This is a genomic window from Mesorhizobium sp. B2-1-3A (genome assembly GCF_006442655.1).
Classification (GTDB): domain Bacteria; phylum Pseudomonadota; class Alphaproteobacteria; order Rhizobiales; family Rhizobiaceae; genus Mesorhizobium.
Map to the genome: position 1 here is coordinate 469,651 of NZ_VFWK01000004.1, position 15,017 is coordinate 484,667.

Consider the following 15,017-nt stretch of genomic DNA (forward strand, 5'->3'; position numbering starts at 1 on the left):
TTAAGGCGCGAAAACCAGCGAAACATTGCCGCCGGCATGGCGTTCGAGCCGACCGGCAAGGTCGAGTTCCAGCAACACCATGAAAACCTGAGCCGGGTGCAGGCCGGTGTGACGGATGATCTCGTCGACCGGCACCGGCGTCGGGCCGAGCGCCTCGCTGACGCGGGCGCGGTCACTTTCGCCGGGCGGCGGGGTGGCTGAAAAGTCGGGCGGGTCCTCAAACGGCGGCACATCAGGCGCCCGCATGCCTGTCAGCGGTGCGATCGCCCTGGAAATATCCGATGCCTCGGTGACCAGAGTGGCGCCGTCCTTGAGCAGGCCGTTGCAGCCTGCGGCGCGCGGATCGAGTGGGGAGCCGGGCACGGCAAAGACCAGCCTGCCCATTTCGCCGGCAAGCCTGGCGCTGATCAGCGAGCCGGAACGCTGCGCAGCCTCGACCACGACCAGCCCAAGGGCAGCCCCCGCGACGAGCCGGTTGCGGCGTGGAAAATCCTGGGCGCGCGGCTGCCAGCCGAATGGCATTTCAGAGATGATGGCGCCACGCGCGGTGATCTCCTCGCACAGGCCGGCATTTTCAGGCGGGTAGGGCAGGTCGAGGCCCCCGGCGAGCACACCGACCGTGCCAGTCGCCAGACTGCCCTGGTGCGCCGCCGTGTCGATGCCGCGCGCCAGGCCGGAGACGATGCCGTAGCCGTCGCCGCCAAGATCGGCCGCCAGCTTGCGCGCCATCTTTATGCCGGCCAGCGATGCGTTACGGGCGCCGACGATGGCAATCCCCGGCAACCGGAACACAGCGGCATTGCCCTTGACCGCCAGAAGCGGGGGAGGATTGTCCATGGTTCTCAGCAAGGATGGATAGTCTGGCTCGCCGATACCGACAAAACGCGCGCCAGCCTTGCGAGCTGCCTCGAGCTCGGCTTCGGCTTCGGCGATCGAGGGAATGCGGGCAATCCGGCTGGCGCCGCCCGAAATCATCAGTTCCGGCAGGATCTCCAGCGCCACTTCGGCGGAACCGAAGCGGTTGATCAGGTCGCGAAAGGAAGCGGGGCCGACATTCTGGGTGCGGATCAGCCGTAGCCAGCTCAGCCGCTGCCGGTCGCTGAGGCGCGGCCCGGCGGCTGGCTCGCTCATCCCTTGGCTCCGATCTTGCCCTCGGTGCCGGCAAGCAGCCGTGAAATGTTCGCCCTGTGCTTGATGAAGACGATGATGCTCATCACCACGAACACGACGGCTATCTGCGGTGCGCTCATGAAATACAGGGCGATCGGCACGACGACGGCCGCCGTCAGCGCCGCCAGCGAGGAGAAGCGAAACAGGAAGGCCATCACCAGCCAGACGGCGGCGAAGATCAGCGCCACCTGCCAGGCAAGGCCGATCAGCACACCGAGATAAGTCGCGACGCCCTTGCCGCCCTTGAAGCCCAGCCAGACCGGGAAGAGGTGGCCGAGAAAGGCGCCAAGGCCGGCCCAGACCGCCATTTCCTGCGCGAAATGGCCTGCAATCAGCACGGCGGCCGTGCCCTTCAGCGCATCAAGCAGCAGTGTCGCGGCGGCCAGGCCCTTGTTGCCGGTGCGCAGCACGTTGGTGGCACCGATGTTGCCCGAGCCGATCTTGCGCACGTCACCGAGGCCAGCGGCACGGGTCAGTAGCAAGCCGAATGGGATCGAGCCCAGCAGATAGCCGAACACCAATGCCAGGATCAGGCCGTAAGTCATTGTTTCCCCCGCATTTCCCCTGGCCAGCCGGATAAGGTGCGATACCTGTTCCCGGTCTATGCCGAGTACACTGTGCGGCCCGCGACCAGTGTTTGCAAGACCTTGCCCTGCAGGCGCGCGCCTTCGAAACAGGTGTTTTTCGAGCGCGAGCGAATGCCGCTTTCACTGACGATCCAGGGTTCGTCCAGATCAACAATCGCAAGGTCGGCGACAGCACCAGGCTTCAGTGTGCCGCCGGGCAATCCGAACAGCCTTGCCGGCGCGGTGGACAGGGTTTCGATCAGCCGCAGCAGCGGCACATCGCCATTGTGGTGGAGCCGCAAGGCGGCGCCAAGCAACGTCTCCAATCCGATGGCTCCGGCCGCGGCGTCGGCGAAGGGCAGGCGCTTGGTGTCGACATCCTGTGGATCGTGCGAGGAGACAATGATGTCGACCGTGCCGTCCCTGACCGCCTCGATCATCGCCAGCCGGTCTTCCTCGGCGCGCAGCGGCGGTGTCAGGCGGAAGAAGGTGCGGTACTCGCCAACATCGTTTTCATTGAGCGACAGATTGTGGATCGAAACGCCCGAGGTGACGGCAGCGCCGTCGGCTTTGGCGCGCGTCACGGCGTTTGCCGCCATAGCCGTCGAGATCTTCGCCGCGTGATAGGAACCGCGCGTCAGCCGCGCCAAAGCCAGATCGCGCTCCAGCGGGATGGATTCGGCTTCACGCGGAATGCCGGAGAGGCCGAGCCAGCTGGCGTACAGGCCTTCGTTCATGACGCCGGACGAACCGAGGTCGGCATCCTGCGTCTCATGCACAATGGTGGCGCCGAAGTCGCGCGCATAGGTCAGCGCCCGGCGCATCACCAGCGCGCTTGCTATGGTGTGGCGGCCATCGGTGAAGGCGACGGCGCCCGCCTCGCGCAACAGGCCGAATTCCGTCATCTCGCGGCCGTCGAGACCCTTGGTGATTGCCGCCGCCGGAAAGACGTTGACGATCGCCGTGTCCTTGGCGGTACGCAGCACGAATTCGACCAGTGCGACATTGTCGATCACCGGATCGGTATCGGGCATCATGACGATGGAGGTGACGCCGCCGGCCGCGGCGGCGACACTCGCCGAAGCGATGGTTTCGCGATGCTCGCCACCTGGTTCGCCGATGAAGACGCGACCGTCGATCAGGCCGGGAATGATCGCCTTGTTGGCGCAGTCGATGACGGTCGCTCCCCCGGGCACGCCCTGGTTCAACGCCGCCTTGCCGGCGGCAACGATCTTCTTGCCATCGACAATGACGGAGCCGACTTCGTCGATGCCGCGCGAGGGGTCGACGATGCGGGCGCGTTCAAAGACCGTCGTGCTCATGCGCCGCGACCCTCTTGATTGCGGCCCTCTTGATTACGACGGGGATCAAGCAGCGCTTCCATCACCGCCATGCGAACGGCGACGCCCATCTCCACCTGTTCCTGGATGACGCTTTGCGGGCCGTCGGCGATTTCCGAGGCGATCTCGACACCGCGGTTCATCGGGCCCGGATGCATCACCAGTGCGTCCTCCTTGGCCGCCTTCAGCTTTTCGGCGTCGAGGCCGAAATAGCGGAAATATTCGCGCACCGAAGGCACGAAAGCGCCCTCCATCCGCTCGCGCTGCAGGCGCAGCATCATCACCACGTCGGCGTCCTTCAGGCCCTCGGCCATCGAGCGCGTGACGATGACGCCCATCCTGTCAATGCCGGACGGCAGCAATGTCGAAGGCGCCACGACCCGCACCTGCGCGCCAAGCGCGTTGAGCAGCATGATGTTGGAGCGCGCGACGCGCGAATGCAGGATGTCGCCGCAGATCGCCACGATCAGCTTCGACAGCGGACCCTTGGCGCGGCGGATGGTCAGCGCGTCGAGCAGCGCTTGTGTGGGATGTTCATGCGCCCCGTCGCCGGCATTGACCACCGAGCAGCCGACTTTCTGTGCCAGAAGAGCGGCGGCACCCGCCGACTGGTGGCGGATGATCAGGATGTCGGGCCGCATGGCGTTCAGCGTCATCGCGGTATCGATGAGCGTCTCGCCCTTCTTCACGGAAGAACTCGCCACCGACATGTTCATGACATCGGCGCCGAGCCGCTTTCCGGCCAGCTCGAACGAAGACTGCGTACGGGTCGAGGCCTCGTAGAAGAGATTGATCTGGGTGCGTCCGCGCAGCGTCGAGGTCTTTTTCTCGGACTGCCGCGAGATCGCGACCGCCCTGTCCGCCCTGTCGAGCAAAAGCTCGATATCGGCCGGCGAAAGATCGCTGATGCCAAGAAGATGGCGGTGGGGATAGAGTGGCAGGGACGAAGCGTCGGTCATCTCAAGGGGCTGCTATAGGGTGCGGATTTTGCGCCCGCAAGCACCAGCTTTCGATTGGCGCCGTTCTCCTCAATTTTTTCGTGTAGATAGCCGATTATATCGGCCGGTATTTTCGTCGCGCGCGCGGCGACGCTTGGCTATATCTAGCTGAAGGCCTCGGATTCGTGGCTTTCGCACGATAAGGACCTTTCTACCGACAAAAGGTCTACCGATAAAAGGATTGGGCGTGACCGACGACGTAACGAACCAGCCGCCGCCGTTGACAGGCGGCAACGCCTGGCGAGGCGATCCGTTGCTGATCCAGCTTGCCGAGCGCTTTTCCGACCCGGTGCGCAAGGATCTGGACGGGCTCGGCCGTTTCGTGCTGACGCAGGAGGCGCAGGAACTGGCCCGTCTCGCCAATGTCGAGACGCCGAAGCTCAGGACCCATGACCGCCAGGGACGACGCATCGACCTGGTCGAATTCCACCCCGCTTATCACGCCTTGATGCGCCGTTCGGTGGCGAACGGCCTGCATTCCTCAGTCTGGGAAAATGGCGACGCCGAGATCGGCCGCCGCCATCAGGTGCGCGCCGCCCGCTTCTATTTGACGGCAGAGCTGGAGACCGGGCATCTCTGCCCGATCACCATGACCAGCGCCTCGCTGGCGGCGCTGATGGCCAGCCCGAAACTGTTCCGCGAATGGGCGCCGCGGGTCACGACGCGCAAATACGACCAGAGCCAGAAGCCGCCGGTTGAGAAGACCGGGCTGACGCTCGGCATGGGCATGACGGAGAAGCAGGGCGGCACGGATGTGCGCGCCAATACGACAAGGGCGGAACGTGCCGGCAGCGGCTTCTATCGCCTGACCGGCCACAAATGGTTCATGTCGGCGCCGATGTCGGATGCCTTCCTGGTGCTGGCACAGGCGCCGGAGGGACTGTCCTGCTTCCTCGTGCCGCGTGTTCTCGGTGATGGATCGGGCAATGGCTTCCGCTTCCAGCGGCTGAAGGACAAGCTCGGCAACCGCTCCAACGCGTCTTCCGAGGTCGAGTTCGTCAACGCCATCGGCGAGATGGTCGGCGAACCCGGCGCCGGCGTGAAGACGATCATGGACATGGTGACCCTGACCCGGCTCGACTGTGCCGTTGCGTCCTCGGCGATCATGCGGGCAGGGCTGGCGGAAGCGGTTCATCATGCCCGCCACCGCCAGGTGTTCGGTTCGACCTTGATCGAGCAACCGTTGATGCAGCGCGTGCTGGCCGACATGGCGCTCGATGTCGCTGCGGCAACCGCGCTGTCGTTCAGGCTGGCGCGCTCCTTCGACGAAGCGGCCAGCGATCGCGGCGAGGCGGCATTTGCCCGCGCCATGACCCCGGTCGTCAAATACTGGGTGTGCAAGATCGCGCCGCCGCTGCTCTTCGAGGCGATGGAGTGCCTCGGCGGCAATGGCTATGTCGAGGAAGCGCCGCTCGCCCGTTACTATCGCGAGGCCCCGGTCAACGCGATCTGGGAAGGGTCGGGCAACGTCATGGCGCTCGACGTGCTGCGTGTGCTCGGCCGCGCGCCGGGTCTGTTCGAAGAGGTGCTGGCAGGAATCGACCGCGACCTCGGCGCCGGTGGGCGCGGCACGATCGGCGTGCTGAAGGCGGCAATGCAGGTTGCTTCAACCGATGAGGGCTCGGCCCGGCTGCTGACCGAACAACTGGCGCTGTCGGCAGCGGCGGCGGAATTGCGCCGGCTGGGGGCGGGGCGGATCGCCGATGCCTTCGTCGAGACGCGCCTGGCCGGCCAGTGGCGCAACACCTATGGCATGCTCGATTCGCGCCACGATGCCCGCATGATCATCGACACGCTCTATCCGCCGGTGAACTGAGCCTGGAACCGCCGGGTCGCTGTGCGCCCTGTGGATCGCCGTTAACCTTAACAAATGGTTTCCATTGCGGCGGCGGGCGGCAAAGCCCACTGTCATGCCTGCCGAAGCAGGATCCACGATGCGACACGTATTGACCTCCTTTCTGTCCGTGCACTGGGCGATTGTTTTCGCCCTGCTGGCACTGATCTGCATCGATGGAAACCGCGGCGTGGCCGCAGCCCTCGGCGTGCTCGGCGTCACCGTCGAGAGCGCCCGGTTCGTCAATCTGGAGAATGTCATCGTTGTCGCGCCGCTGGCGACAGCATTGCTGGTTGTCTCGGTGCTGTTCTTCTGGGCCTTTGTCGATTCCTTGATCAACGATGCGGCCAATCCGGGCGCAGACAGCGTCGTTCGCATGGCCTTCATTTCCGCTTCAGGCGTGCTGTCGATGATCCTGATCGGTGGCGCCGCGCAGGGCATCAACGGGCTTTTCATGGTCGTCGCGGTGCAACTGGCCGCGCTTCTGGCCTCCTATGTCGCGATGCTCGCCGAGCGGCGCTCGGCAGCCGCGTCCGATGACGCGGATTTCCATGCCATGGCGCACAGCATGGCGAAGGCAGCGGCCCATAATTCGCTGCTCTCCCTGATATCGGGCCGAACTGGACCGAACGGGAAGGGAGGCCGCTGATGCGTTATATCTTCGGAATGTGGGCGGCCCCGATGGCGATCTTCTGGGGCTGGTTCTATCTGTCGGCCAACGACCTCAATTTCGGCTACGTCATGCTCAGCCGGCAGACGCACGACTTCTTCTTCCAGCTCTACGGTCAGATGCTGGGCATCGACCCGTCGATCATCCCGGGAATGGTAGCGAAGACGTGTATCTTCGACGGGTTTCTGCTGCTGGCCCTGTGGGCGTTTCGCCGCCGTCGCGAAATCGCCGGCTGGATCAGTCGGCGTTGGGCGGTCCAGGTTCCGTTCGTTCGGCTGCATCGAGCAACCGAAGCCGGTCCAAAACTCCCTGCAGAATAAAGGCGGCCGCCGCCGAATCGATCTTGCCGGCGCGTTTGGCGCGCGAGAAATCCATTTCTATCAGCGTCCTTTCGGCCGCGACCGTCGACAGCCGCTCATCCCAGAACACGAAGGGCAGGTCGCTCAGCTGCGCCATGTTGCGCACGAAGGCGCGCGATTTCTGCGCGCGCGGACCTTCCGACCCATCCATGTTGATCGGCAGCCCGATCGCCACCGCGCCGACATTCTCCTTCTCCAGCAAGGCCAGAAGCACGGCGGCGTCGAGGGAGAATTTCCTTCGCATGATGACCGGGCGTGGATGGGCGAAGGAGAATCCCCGGTCGGAAACCGCGACGCCGATCGTCTTGTCGCCGAGATCGAGCCCCGCCAGCGTCCTGCCATTGGCGAGCCGCGCCGGCAATTGCTCAATCGTGATGATAGCCAACGGTTTTTCCTTGTCTTTTTCAGCGGCACGCATCCTTCCGGATGGGCGGCGGACACTATACCCTTTGATCTCGGGGCTATCGGCGTTCTATCCTTTGGCCCGGCAAAAATCGAGGAATGCATACATGAAACTGACCTGGTACGGCCATTCGGCCTTCCGTATCGAAACCGCTGACGCCAAGATCCTCATCGACCCCTATCTGATCGGCAACCCATCCTGGACGGGCGGCTGGGAAGAGCCGGCGGAAGGGATCACGCATGTCCTGCTGACGCACGGGCATAGCGACCACATCAGCGGCGCGCTGGAAGTGCTCGGCAAGAGCGGTGCCCAGCTGGTCGCCAATTTCGAGATCTGCATGTATCTGGTCGGCAAGGGGGTGGACGGCAACAAGATCAATCCCGGCAACATCGGCGGCACGGTCGATTGCGGCGGCTTCACCACCACTTTCGTCCAGGCGTTGCACTCCTCCTCGTTTGGCGAAGACGGCGGCAGGAATGTCTATCTCGGCAATCCCGGCGGGCTGGTCCTGCATTTCCCGGAAGACCGGACGCTCTACCATATGGGCGACACGGACATTTTTTCCGACATGGCGCTGATCAACGAACTGCATGAGCCGAAGATCGGCATTGTGCCGATCGGCGACCGTTTCACCATGGGCGGCGCGGTGGCGGCACTTGCATGTCGCCGCTTCTTCAAGTTCGACACGGTCGTGCCTTGCCACTTCGGCACGTTTCCAATGATCGATCCGACGCCCGAGAAATTCGAGGCCGGCCTGGAAGGGTCCGGCGTGAAGGTCGCATTGCCTGATATCGGTCAGACGATTACGATCTAGAAACAGCCAAAGCGGAACAAATCCATGGCGTTGGGGCGATCTCTTTGTGTGTCGATGTTTGTCGCGGCGTCGCCCGCGCTCGCCGCGGATGACTTTATTGAAGGCGTCTACCTTCAGTCCGAGGAGCTTTGCACGCAGGCCAGGAAAGACACGCTGCAGACGTTGATCGACGCCGGCAACATCGTGCTTTCCGTGCACGGCCTGCAGGGCGTCGAATACAATTGCGAGTTCGTCCAGGTCAGCAAGGCGACGCGCTCGCCGAGCTGGGCGGTGACCGCCATCTGCCAGGAACCGGGCTATGTCTTTCCCGATCTCCTGTCGGTGACGCGGATCAGCCCGACGCAACTCGATCTCGTGTCGGTCCGGCCGATCGACGACGAAAGCGAGGCGAGCGGCAACAGCGGCAGCTACTATCTGTGTGAGGGCGTTGCCCTGCCATGACGATGATGCAACGCGTCAGGTCGTTTTTTCGCCGTGAGCGGCTGGTGTTCCCAAAACTGGAACTGCACGTCGCGCATGGCTGCAATCTGTCTTGCGAAAGTTGCTCGCACTACTCCAATCACGCCCATTCCGGCACCGTCTCGCTCGAGGAGGCGGATCGCTGGATGGGATTGTGGAGCCGGCGCATAGACGTCGTCTGGTTCTCTCTACTGGGCGGAGAGCCCACCATCCATCCGGAGCTGCCTGCCTTTGTCGGGCTGGTCCGGCGGCATTGGCCGGGTGCGCGCATAGAAATCGTCAGCAACGGCTTCTTCCTGCACCGTCACCCGACATTGCCGGCAATTCTGGCCGCTGATGGCAATACCCAATTGTGCGTCTCGGTTCATCACCCCTCCGAGGAGTACCAGGCGAGATTGAAACCGGTCTTCGATCTCGTGGAGGCGTGGCGCCGGGAACACGGGCTGCATATCGAGATCCGCCCATCCGACAAGAACTGGACCCGGCGTTACGAAGGCTTCGGCGACACCATGTCGCCGTTCGAAGACGGCGATCCTCGCGCCAGTTGGGAAATCTGCCCGGCTCGCCATTGCAAGCAACTCCACGACGGGCAGATCTGGAAATGCGGTCCTCTCGCCTATCTGCCAATGCAGAAGGCAAAATACCGGCTTTCCGGCAAATGGGATCCTTATCTGGCATATCGACCGCTTGAGCCAGGTTGCTCCATGGCGGAATTGCGAGCCTTCGCGGCGCTGGAAGACGAGGACGCATGCGGCATGTGTTCGTCCACGAAGCGATTGTTCGAGTTGCCCAACCCGCTGCGGCGCTCCAAGGACCGGGTCGGCACCGCTGCCTAGCGCGATGCCAGGCACGATGCATGTTGCGCAGTGCGCGCCGCGCCGCTATAGCCCGGACTGGTTTTCCCCGAGGCAAATGTATGTCCGTTGATGTCAAGACAGTGAAGCGCGTGGCGCGTCTCGCCCGCATTGCGGTCAGCGAAGAAGATGCAGAGCGCATGACCGGCGAGCTGAACGCCATCCTTGGTTTTGTCGAGCAGCTGAACGAGGTCGATGTGTCCGGCGTCGAGCCGATGACCTCGGTGACGCCGATGGAGATGAAGAAGCGCCAGGACGTCGTCACCGACGGCAACAAGGCGGCCGACATCGTCGCCAATGCTCCGGCGACCGAAGAGAATTTCTTCCTCGTGCCAAAGGTCGTGGAGTAGGGCGCCGATGGCAATCGAGATCGCCATCGAGACGCCGCTGCAGGACGATGTGCGCGGGCTGGTCCAGGAACTCAACGAGACCTTGCTCGAATTGACCCCGCCTGAGCATTGCTACCATCTGACGGTCGAGCAGATGGCGGGCCAGGATACGACCGTTTTCATCGCCCGCGACGATGGCATCGCCATCGGTTGTGGGGCGCTGAAACGCCATGGCGACGCCATCGGCGAGGTCAAGCGCATGTACACGCGGCCTTCGCATCGCGGCCGCAAGATCGGCGCTGGGATCGTCGAACGGGTCGAGGCGCTGGCGCGGCAGGAAGGACTGAAGCGGCTGGTGCTGGAGACGGGCGATCGTCATCCCGCGGCCTGGGCCGTCTACGAACGTGCCGGGTTCTCGCGCTGCGGCCCGGTGCTGGATTATCCCGATTCCGAGTGGTCGGTATTTTACGAAAAGAGCCTTTGATGAGCGACCTGACCCGACTGACGATTTCGCAGGCCCGCGCCAAGCTGCGCGGCAAGGAAATCACCGCGACCGAGATCACCGAGGCCTATCTCTCGGCGATCGATCGCGCCAATCCGGCGCTCAATGCCTATGTCGCTGTGACCGGCGACAGAGCGCGCGACATGGCCAAGGCGTCCGATGCCAGGCTGGTCAAGGGCGAGGGCGGTGCGCTGGAAGGCATTCCGCTGGGGATCAAGGATCTGTTCGGCACCGAAGGCGTTCATACCCAGGCCTGCAGCCATGTACTCGACGGCTTCAAGCCGCGCTACGAATCGACTGTTACTGCCAATCTGTGGGCCGACGGCGCAGTGATGCTCGGCAAGCTCAACATGGATGAGTTCGCCATGGGCTCGTCCAATGAGACATCCTATTATGGCCCGGTCATAAACCCGTGGCGGCGTTCTCGCCTCGACACGGTGGTGATGCCGACGACGCATCAGGGCGATGGCGGCTTCGTATCGGCCGGCGGCACGAAAACCCAGCGCAGCCTGGACAATGCGCAACTGGTGCCGGGCGGCTCTTCCGGTGGTTCTGCGACCGCCGTCTCGGCCTTCCTGTGCGCCGGCGCCACGGCCACGGACACTGGCGGTTCCATCCGTCAGCCGGCCGCTTTCACCGGAACCGTCGGCATCAAGCCGACCTATGGCCGCTGCTCACGCTGGGGTATCGTTGCCTTCGCCTCGTCTCTCGACCAGGCCGGACCGATCGCGCGCGACGTGCGCGACGCCGCGATCCTGCTCAGGTCGATGGCCTCCGTCGATCCGAAGGACACGACCTCGGTCGACCGGCCGGTGCCGGACTATGAGGCGGCGATCGGGAAGCCGATCAAGGGCATGAAGGTCGGCATTCCCAAGGAATACCGCGTCGCCGGCATGCCCGAGGAGATCGAGGCGCTGTGGCAGAAGGGCATTGCCTGGCTCAAGGATGCCGGCGCCGAGATCGTCGACATTTCCTTGCCGCACACCAAATACGCACTGCCGGCCTACTACATCGTGGCGCCCGCGGAAGCCTCATCCAACCTCGCGCGCTATGACGGCGTCCGCTACGGCTTGCGCGTGCCGGGCAAGGACATTGTCGAGATGTATGAGAAGACCCGCGCGGCCGGTTTCGGCCGCGAGGTCAAGCGCCGCATCATGATCGGCACCTATGTGCTGTCGGCCGGCTACTATGACGCTTACTATCTGCAGGCCCAGAAAGTCCGCAACCTGATCAAGCGCGACTTCGAAAACGTCTTCGCGGCCGGCGTCGACGTCATCCTGACCCCCGCGACCCCGTCGGCCGCCTTCGGCATTGCCGACGAGGACATGGCCGCCGACCCGGTCAAGATGTACCTCAACGACATTTTCACGGTCACCGTGAACATGGCCGGCCTACCGGGCATCGCCGTGCCGGCCGGTCTCGATCCCAAGGGCCTGCCACTTGGCCTGCAGCTGATCGGCAGGCCGTTCGAGGAAGAGACGCTGTTCCAGACCGCCGCCGTCATCGAGCAGGCGGCCGGCACATTCCAGCCGGAAAAGTGGTGGTAAGGGTATCGCTCGTCTAGCGCGTAAAAGGATGCGCGACGCCGCAATGGGGTGAGCGATGTTCTTCCTTCTTTCCAAGGTCTTCTGGTTCTTCATCCAGCCACTCAACCTGACGATCTTCCTGCTTCTGGCGGGGCTGATCGCCGGGATGATCGGCCGGCGGCGGCTGGCCGTCACCGGCAGCGTGCTCGGGTTTCTGATCCTTGCGCTCTCGACCTGGACGTCGCTTGGCGCGATGATGCTCAACCCGCTGGAAGAACGCTTTCCGCGCCCTCCGTTGCCGCAAAAGGTAGATGGCATCATCGTGCTCGGCGGCGGCTTCGAGGGCGCCATCAACTTGGCGCGTGGCGGCTATGAATTGGGCAGCAGCGGCGACCGCATGATCGAGACCGCAATCCTCGCCCGGCGCTTCCCACAGGCCAAGGTGGTTGTATCGGGCGGACACGGCTCGTTTTTCATCGACGCCGAGGGGGACGCCGACACCGCGTCTCGCCTGCTCGTCCCGCTTGGTGTATCGGCCGATCGTCTTGTCCTCGAGGACAAGTCCCGCAACACCTACGAAAATGCGGTCTTCAGCCGCAAACTCGTCGAACCGAAGCCGGGCGAGACCTGGCTGCTGGTGACCTCCGCCTTCCACATGCCAAGGGCCAAGGCGCTGTTCGACAAGGCTGGGTTTCCAACCGTTCCATGGCCGGTCGACTATCACACGTCCGGCAAGGAAGGTGTCGGCTTGTTTCGCGACAATCCGATCGATTCCGTGCAGAACACCACCATAGCGCTCCGCGAATGGATCGGGCTTTTAGCCTATTGGCTTTCGGGCCGCATCGATCAGCCGTTTCCGGCGCCGGGCGGCTGACCGATGACGGCGCGCCGCGCCGCCGAGAAGAACTGGCGGCGCACCAGCACGGCCAGCAACAGCAGCGTCGACAGCACAAACACCACCGGGTCGACGAACCAGCCGAGATAGCCGATCGAGAAGAACACGCCGCGCAGGCCCGAGTTGAAATGCTTGCCGGCCAGCATGTTCATCTGCGCCGCCCGCCACACCGCCGTTTCCGTGACCGGATTGCGTGAGGCTTCGCCGTGCGGGATCGGCACCGCGCCGATCAGGATCGAGCAGTAGTTGAACAGCCGGTAGGCCCAGCCGAATTTGAAGAAGGAAAAGGCGAGGATCAGCACCAGTCCCAGCACCTTGATCTGGAAGGCCGGGCGCGACGGCGCTCCGCCGAGCGGCAGGTTGCTCAGCACTTCAAGCACCCGGTCGGACGCGCCGAGCAAGGCAAAGCAGCCGCCGAGCGCGATCAGGGAACTGGAGGCGAAGAAGGCGGTTCCCTGCTGCAGGCCGCTCATGATGGCGGTGTCGACAATACGGATTTCGCGTTCGGCCATGGTGCGCATCCAGGCTTCGCGCTGCGCATTCATCGCCGTCGTCAGCGACATGCGGCTGACCAGCTTGCCGTCGGAGGCGAGCGTGTGCAGCAGCCACGCGATCAGGAAGAAGGCCAGCGCCCCGAAATCAGCCATCGAAAGATAGAAGGAATCGCCCATGGGCTGAATTTATCACATCCAGCGCGGTCGCTTCGATGCGGGCTCACGTGATCGACGGCAATGTCGCTGCCGGAGCAAACAAGGTCGGCAGGTGCTGCGCCGCGATTGCCAAAAGAGCGGAAACATCCGGGGAATTCCTATATCTGTATGAAGTCCTCGACGTGCCCCAGGAGACAGCGTGTTCCTTTCGGTTTTCGACCTGTTCAAGATCGGCATCGGCCCCTCCAGCTCTCATACGATGGGGCCGATGACTGCCGCGCGTCGGTTTCTCGACGAGGTCGCGGGGGACGACTGGCCGCGCCCCGCCGGCGCCAAGGTTGCCCGCATCGGGGCCAGCCTGCACGGCTCGCTCGCCTATACCGGAATCGGCCATGGCAGCGACCGCGCCGTTATCCTCGGCCTCGCCGGCCAGACGCCGCAAACAGTCGATCCCGACCAGGCCGACGGCATTGTCGGCCGCATCACCGCCGACAGGCTGATTTCACCGCCCGGTCATCCGTCCTACCATTTCGACCCGGCCACGGATCTGGTGCTCGACCGCAAGACGCCGCTCACGGGTCACGCCAACGGCATGGCGTTCTATGCCTATGATTCCGGTGGCCGTCTGCTTCTCAAGCGCATCTACTATTCGATCGGCGGCGGCTTCGTGGTCTCGGAAGAAGAATTGCAGCGGATGAAGGCCAAGGGGTCGGTGACGACTGAGGGCAAGAAAGTGCCTTATCCCTTCAAGAACGCGGTCGAGATGCTGAAGATGGCGGCCAAGAGCGGCCTTTCCATCGCCGAGATGAAGCGCCTCAACGAGGAAACGCAGATGTCGCGCGAGGAGCTCGATGCCGGCCTCGACGCGATCTGGAACGCGATGAAGGGCTGCATCGACCGTGGCCTGTCGCAGGACGGCATCATGCCTGGTGGGCTGAAGGTGCGGCGCCGCGCCCGGCAACTCCACGACAAGCTGCAGGAACAGTGGCAACAGAACCGGCCAAATCCGCTGCTCGCCAATGACTGGCTGTCGATCTACGCGATGGCGGTCAACGAGGAGAATGCGGCGGGCGGGCGCGTCGTCACCGCGCCGACCAATGGCGCAGCCGGCACGCTGCCGGCGGTGCTTCGCTACTGGCTGCATTTCCATCCCGAGGCCGACCAGCCGAGCATCCGCGACTTCCTGCTGACGGCAGCGGCCGTCGGCGGCATCATCAAGACCAATGCGTCGATCTCGGGCGCCGAGGTCGGATGCCAGGGCGAGGTCGGTTCCGCCTCGGCAATGGCCGCGGCCGGCTTGTGCGCCGTCATGGGCGGTACGGCAATGCAGGTGGAGAATGCGGCCGAAATCGCGCTCGAACACCATCTCGGCATGACCTGCGATCCGGTCGGCGGGCTGGTGCAGGTGCCATGCATCGAACGCAATGCTCTCGGCGCGGTCAAGGCGGTGACCGCCGCGTCATTGGCCATCAAGGGCGACGGCGTTCACTTCGTGCCGCTCGACTCGGCGATCGAGACCATGCGCCAGACCGGCCTCGACATGAACGAGAAGTACAAGGAAACCAGCCTCGGCGGGCTCGCCGTCAATGTCGTGGAGTGCTGAGGGCGCCTGGCACTGTGGAGAAGTTCGTCAGGCCGTTGACGTGTC

Annotated in this window: 17 protein-coding genes; 11 read left to right on the forward strand and 6 right to left on the reverse strand. The window is 63.9% G+C overall.

Features of this window, described 5'->3' with window-relative positions; genetic code table 11:
- The 4 genes from dprA to FJ977_RS17975 are packed head-to-tail and all read right to left on the reverse strand — an operon-like array spanning position 1 to position 4,035.
- Positions 1 to 1,131, reverse strand: coding sequence for a DNA-processing protein DprA (dprA, locus tag FJ977_RS17960; protein ID WP_140773487.1), 1,131 nt, complete (start codon positions 1,129 to 1,131; stop codon positions 1 to 3).
- Positions 1,128 to 1,715, reverse strand: a complete 588-nt coding sequence (plsY, locus tag FJ977_RS17965; protein WP_140773489.1) for a glycerol-3-phosphate 1-O-acyltransferase PlsY — start codon at positions 1,713 to 1,715, stop codon at positions 1,128 to 1,130. The genes dprA and plsY overlap by 4 nt, the downstream gene beginning before the upstream one ends.
- Before the next feature lie 56 nt (positions 1,716 to 1,771).
- The gene (locus FJ977_RS17970; protein WP_140773490.1) at positions 1,772 to 3,058 is read right to left on the reverse strand and encodes a dihydroorotase; all 1,287 of its coding nucleotides are present in this window, start codon (positions 3,056 to 3,058) and stop codon (positions 1,772 to 1,774) included.
- Complete coding sequence (locus FJ977_RS17975) at positions 3,055 to 4,035, reverse strand: aspartate carbamoyltransferase catalytic subunit (protein WP_140773492.1); 981 nt, start codon at positions 4,033 to 4,035, stop codon at positions 3,055 to 3,057. The genes FJ977_RS17970 and FJ977_RS17975 overlap by 4 nt, the downstream gene beginning before the upstream one ends.
- A 226-nt stretch (positions 4,036 to 4,261) precedes the next feature.
- Here FJ977_RS17975 and FJ977_RS17980 point away from each other — a divergent pair, with 226 nt between their 5' ends.
- The 3 genes from FJ977_RS17980 (at position 4,262) to FJ977_RS17990 (ending at position 6,898) form a co-directional block, all read left to right on the forward strand.
- Positions 4,262 to 5,890: a DNA alkylation response protein gene (locus tag FJ977_RS17980; protein ID WP_140773494.1), complete on the forward strand. Its 1,629-nt coding sequence runs from the start codon at positions 4,262 to 4,264 to the stop codon at positions 5,888 to 5,890.
- A 118-nt stretch (positions 5,891 to 6,008) separates the two neighbouring features.
- On the forward strand, positions 6,009 to 6,557 hold the full coding sequence (locus FJ977_RS17985; protein WP_140773496.1) for a hypothetical protein: 549 nt from the start codon (positions 6,009 to 6,011) through the stop codon (positions 6,555 to 6,557).
- The gene (locus FJ977_RS17990; RefSeq protein ID WP_140773498.1) at positions 6,557 to 6,898 is read left to right on the forward strand and encodes a DUF6105 family protein; all 342 of its coding nucleotides are present in this window, start codon (positions 6,557 to 6,559) and stop codon (positions 6,896 to 6,898) included. Before FJ977_RS17985 ends, FJ977_RS17990 begins: the two co-directional genes overlap by 1 nt.
- Here the strand turns inward: FJ977_RS17990 and ruvX are convergent.
- On the reverse strand, positions 6,816 to 7,322 hold the full coding sequence (gene ruvX, locus FJ977_RS17995) for a Holliday junction resolvase RuvX (protein ID WP_140773500.1): 507 nt from the start codon (positions 7,320 to 7,322) through the stop codon (positions 6,816 to 6,818). The two genes, FJ977_RS17990 and ruvX, sit on opposite strands and share 83 nt — an antisense overlap.
- 124 nt (positions 7,323 to 7,446) lie before the next feature.
- Here ruvX and FJ977_RS18000 point away from each other — a divergent pair, with 124 nt between their 5' ends.
- From FJ977_RS18000 to FJ977_RS18030, 7 genes are all read left to right on the forward strand, one after another.
- Entirely contained in the window at positions 7,447 to 8,154 is a 708-nt protein-coding gene (locus tag FJ977_RS18000; protein ID WP_140773502.1) for a metal-dependent hydrolase, read from the forward strand.
- Positions 8,155 to 8,178: 24 nt separating this feature from the next.
- The gene (locus tag FJ977_RS18005) at positions 8,179 to 8,595 is read left to right on the forward strand and encodes a hypothetical protein (RefSeq protein ID WP_140773503.1); all 417 of its coding nucleotides are present in this window, start codon (positions 8,179 to 8,181) and stop codon (positions 8,593 to 8,595) included.
- Entirely contained in the window at positions 8,592 to 9,449 is an 858-nt protein-coding gene (locus FJ977_RS18010; RefSeq protein WP_246683140.1) for a radical SAM protein, read from the forward strand. Before FJ977_RS18005 ends, FJ977_RS18010 begins: the two co-directional genes overlap by 4 nt.
- An 80-nt stretch (positions 9,450 to 9,529) precedes the next feature.
- On the forward strand, positions 9,530 to 9,817 hold the full coding sequence (gene gatC / locus FJ977_RS18015; RefSeq protein ID WP_027044576.1) for an Asp-tRNA(Asn)/Glu-tRNA(Gln) amidotransferase subunit GatC: 288 nt from the start codon (positions 9,530 to 9,532) through the stop codon (positions 9,815 to 9,817).
- A 7-nt stretch (positions 9,818 to 9,824) separates the two neighbouring features.
- The gene (locus FJ977_RS18020; protein WP_140773504.1) at positions 9,825 to 10,280 is read left to right on the forward strand and encodes a GNAT family N-acetyltransferase; all 456 of its coding nucleotides are present in this window, start codon (positions 9,825 to 9,827) and stop codon (positions 10,278 to 10,280) included.
- Positions 10,280 to 11,845, forward strand: a complete 1,566-nt coding sequence (locus tag FJ977_RS18025; protein ID WP_140773506.1) for an amidase family protein — start codon at positions 10,280 to 10,282, stop codon at positions 11,843 to 11,845. The genes FJ977_RS18020 and FJ977_RS18025 overlap by 1 nt, the downstream gene beginning before the upstream one ends.
- A gap of 55 nt (positions 11,846 to 11,900) precedes the next feature.
- Positions 11,901 to 12,698, forward strand: a complete 798-nt coding sequence (locus tag FJ977_RS18030) for a YdcF family protein (RefSeq protein ID WP_140773508.1) — start codon at positions 11,901 to 11,903, stop codon at positions 12,696 to 12,698.
- On the opposite strand, the gene FJ977_RS18035 is transcribed toward FJ977_RS18030, so the two are convergent.
- A complete protein-coding gene (locus FJ977_RS18035) occupies positions 12,671 to 13,390 on the reverse strand; it encodes a DUF599 domain-containing protein (protein WP_140773509.1) in 720 nt (239 codons plus the stop codon). The genes FJ977_RS18030 and FJ977_RS18035 overlap by 28 nt on opposite strands.
- A gap of 178 nt (positions 13,391 to 13,568) precedes the next feature.
- Here FJ977_RS18035 and FJ977_RS18040 point away from each other — a divergent pair, with 178 nt between their 5' ends.
- On the forward strand, positions 13,569 to 14,972 hold the full coding sequence (locus tag FJ977_RS18040; RefSeq protein WP_140773511.1) for an L-serine ammonia-lyase: 1,404 nt from the start codon (positions 13,569 to 13,571) through the stop codon (positions 14,970 to 14,972).
- The last annotated feature ends 45 nt before the right edge of the window (positions 14,973 to 15,017 follow it).

Excerpts from the sequence above, each read along its gene's own strand:
- dprA (WP_140773487.1), bottom strand. The coding sequence starts at position 1,131 with ATGAGCGAGCCAGCCGCCGGGCCGCGCCTCAGCGACCGGCAGCGGCTG.
- plsY (WP_140773489.1), bottom strand. The coding sequence starts at position 1,715 with ATGACTTACGGCCTGATCCTGGCATTGGTGTTCGGCTATCTGCTGGGC.
- FJ977_RS17970 (WP_140773490.1), bottom strand. The coding sequence starts at position 3,058 with ATGAGCACGACGGTCTTTGAACGCGCCCGCATCGTCGACCCCTCGCGC.
- FJ977_RS17975 (WP_140773492.1), bottom strand. The coding sequence starts at position 4,035 with ATGACCGACGCTTCGTCCCTGCCACTCTATCCCCACCGCCATCTTCTT.
- FJ977_RS17985 (WP_140773496.1), top strand. The coding sequence starts at position 6,009 with ATGCGACACGTATTGACCTCCTTTCTGTCCGTGCACTGGGCGATTGTT.
- FJ977_RS17990 (WP_140773498.1), top strand. The coding sequence starts at position 6,557 with ATGCGTTATATCTTCGGAATGTGGGCGGCCCCGATGGCGATCTTCTGG.
- FJ977_RS18000 (WP_140773502.1), top strand. The coding sequence starts at position 7,447 with ATGAAACTGACCTGGTACGGCCATTCGGCCTTCCGTATCGAAACCGCT.
- FJ977_RS18005 (WP_140773503.1), top strand. The coding sequence starts at position 8,179 with ATGGCGTTGGGGCGATCTCTTTGTGTGTCGATGTTTGTCGCGGCGTCG.
- FJ977_RS18010 (WP_246683140.1), top strand. The coding sequence starts at position 8,592 with ATGACGATGATGCAACGCGTCAGGTCGTTTTTTCGCCGTGAGCGGCTG.
- gatC (WP_027044576.1), top strand. The coding sequence starts at position 9,530 with ATGTCCGTTGATGTCAAGACAGTGAAGCGCGTGGCGCGTCTCGCCCGC.
- FJ977_RS18020 (WP_140773504.1), top strand. The coding sequence starts at position 9,825 with ATGGCAATCGAGATCGCCATCGAGACGCCGCTGCAGGACGATGTGCGC.
- FJ977_RS18025 (WP_140773506.1), top strand. The coding sequence starts at position 10,280 with ATGAGCGACCTGACCCGACTGACGATTTCGCAGGCCCGCGCCAAGCTG.
- FJ977_RS18030 (WP_140773508.1), top strand. The coding sequence starts at position 11,901 with ATGTTCTTCCTTCTTTCCAAGGTCTTCTGGTTCTTCATCCAGCCACTC.
- FJ977_RS18035 (WP_140773509.1), bottom strand. The coding sequence starts at position 13,390 with ATGGGCGATTCCTTCTATCTTTCGATGGCTGATTTCGGGGCGCTGGCC.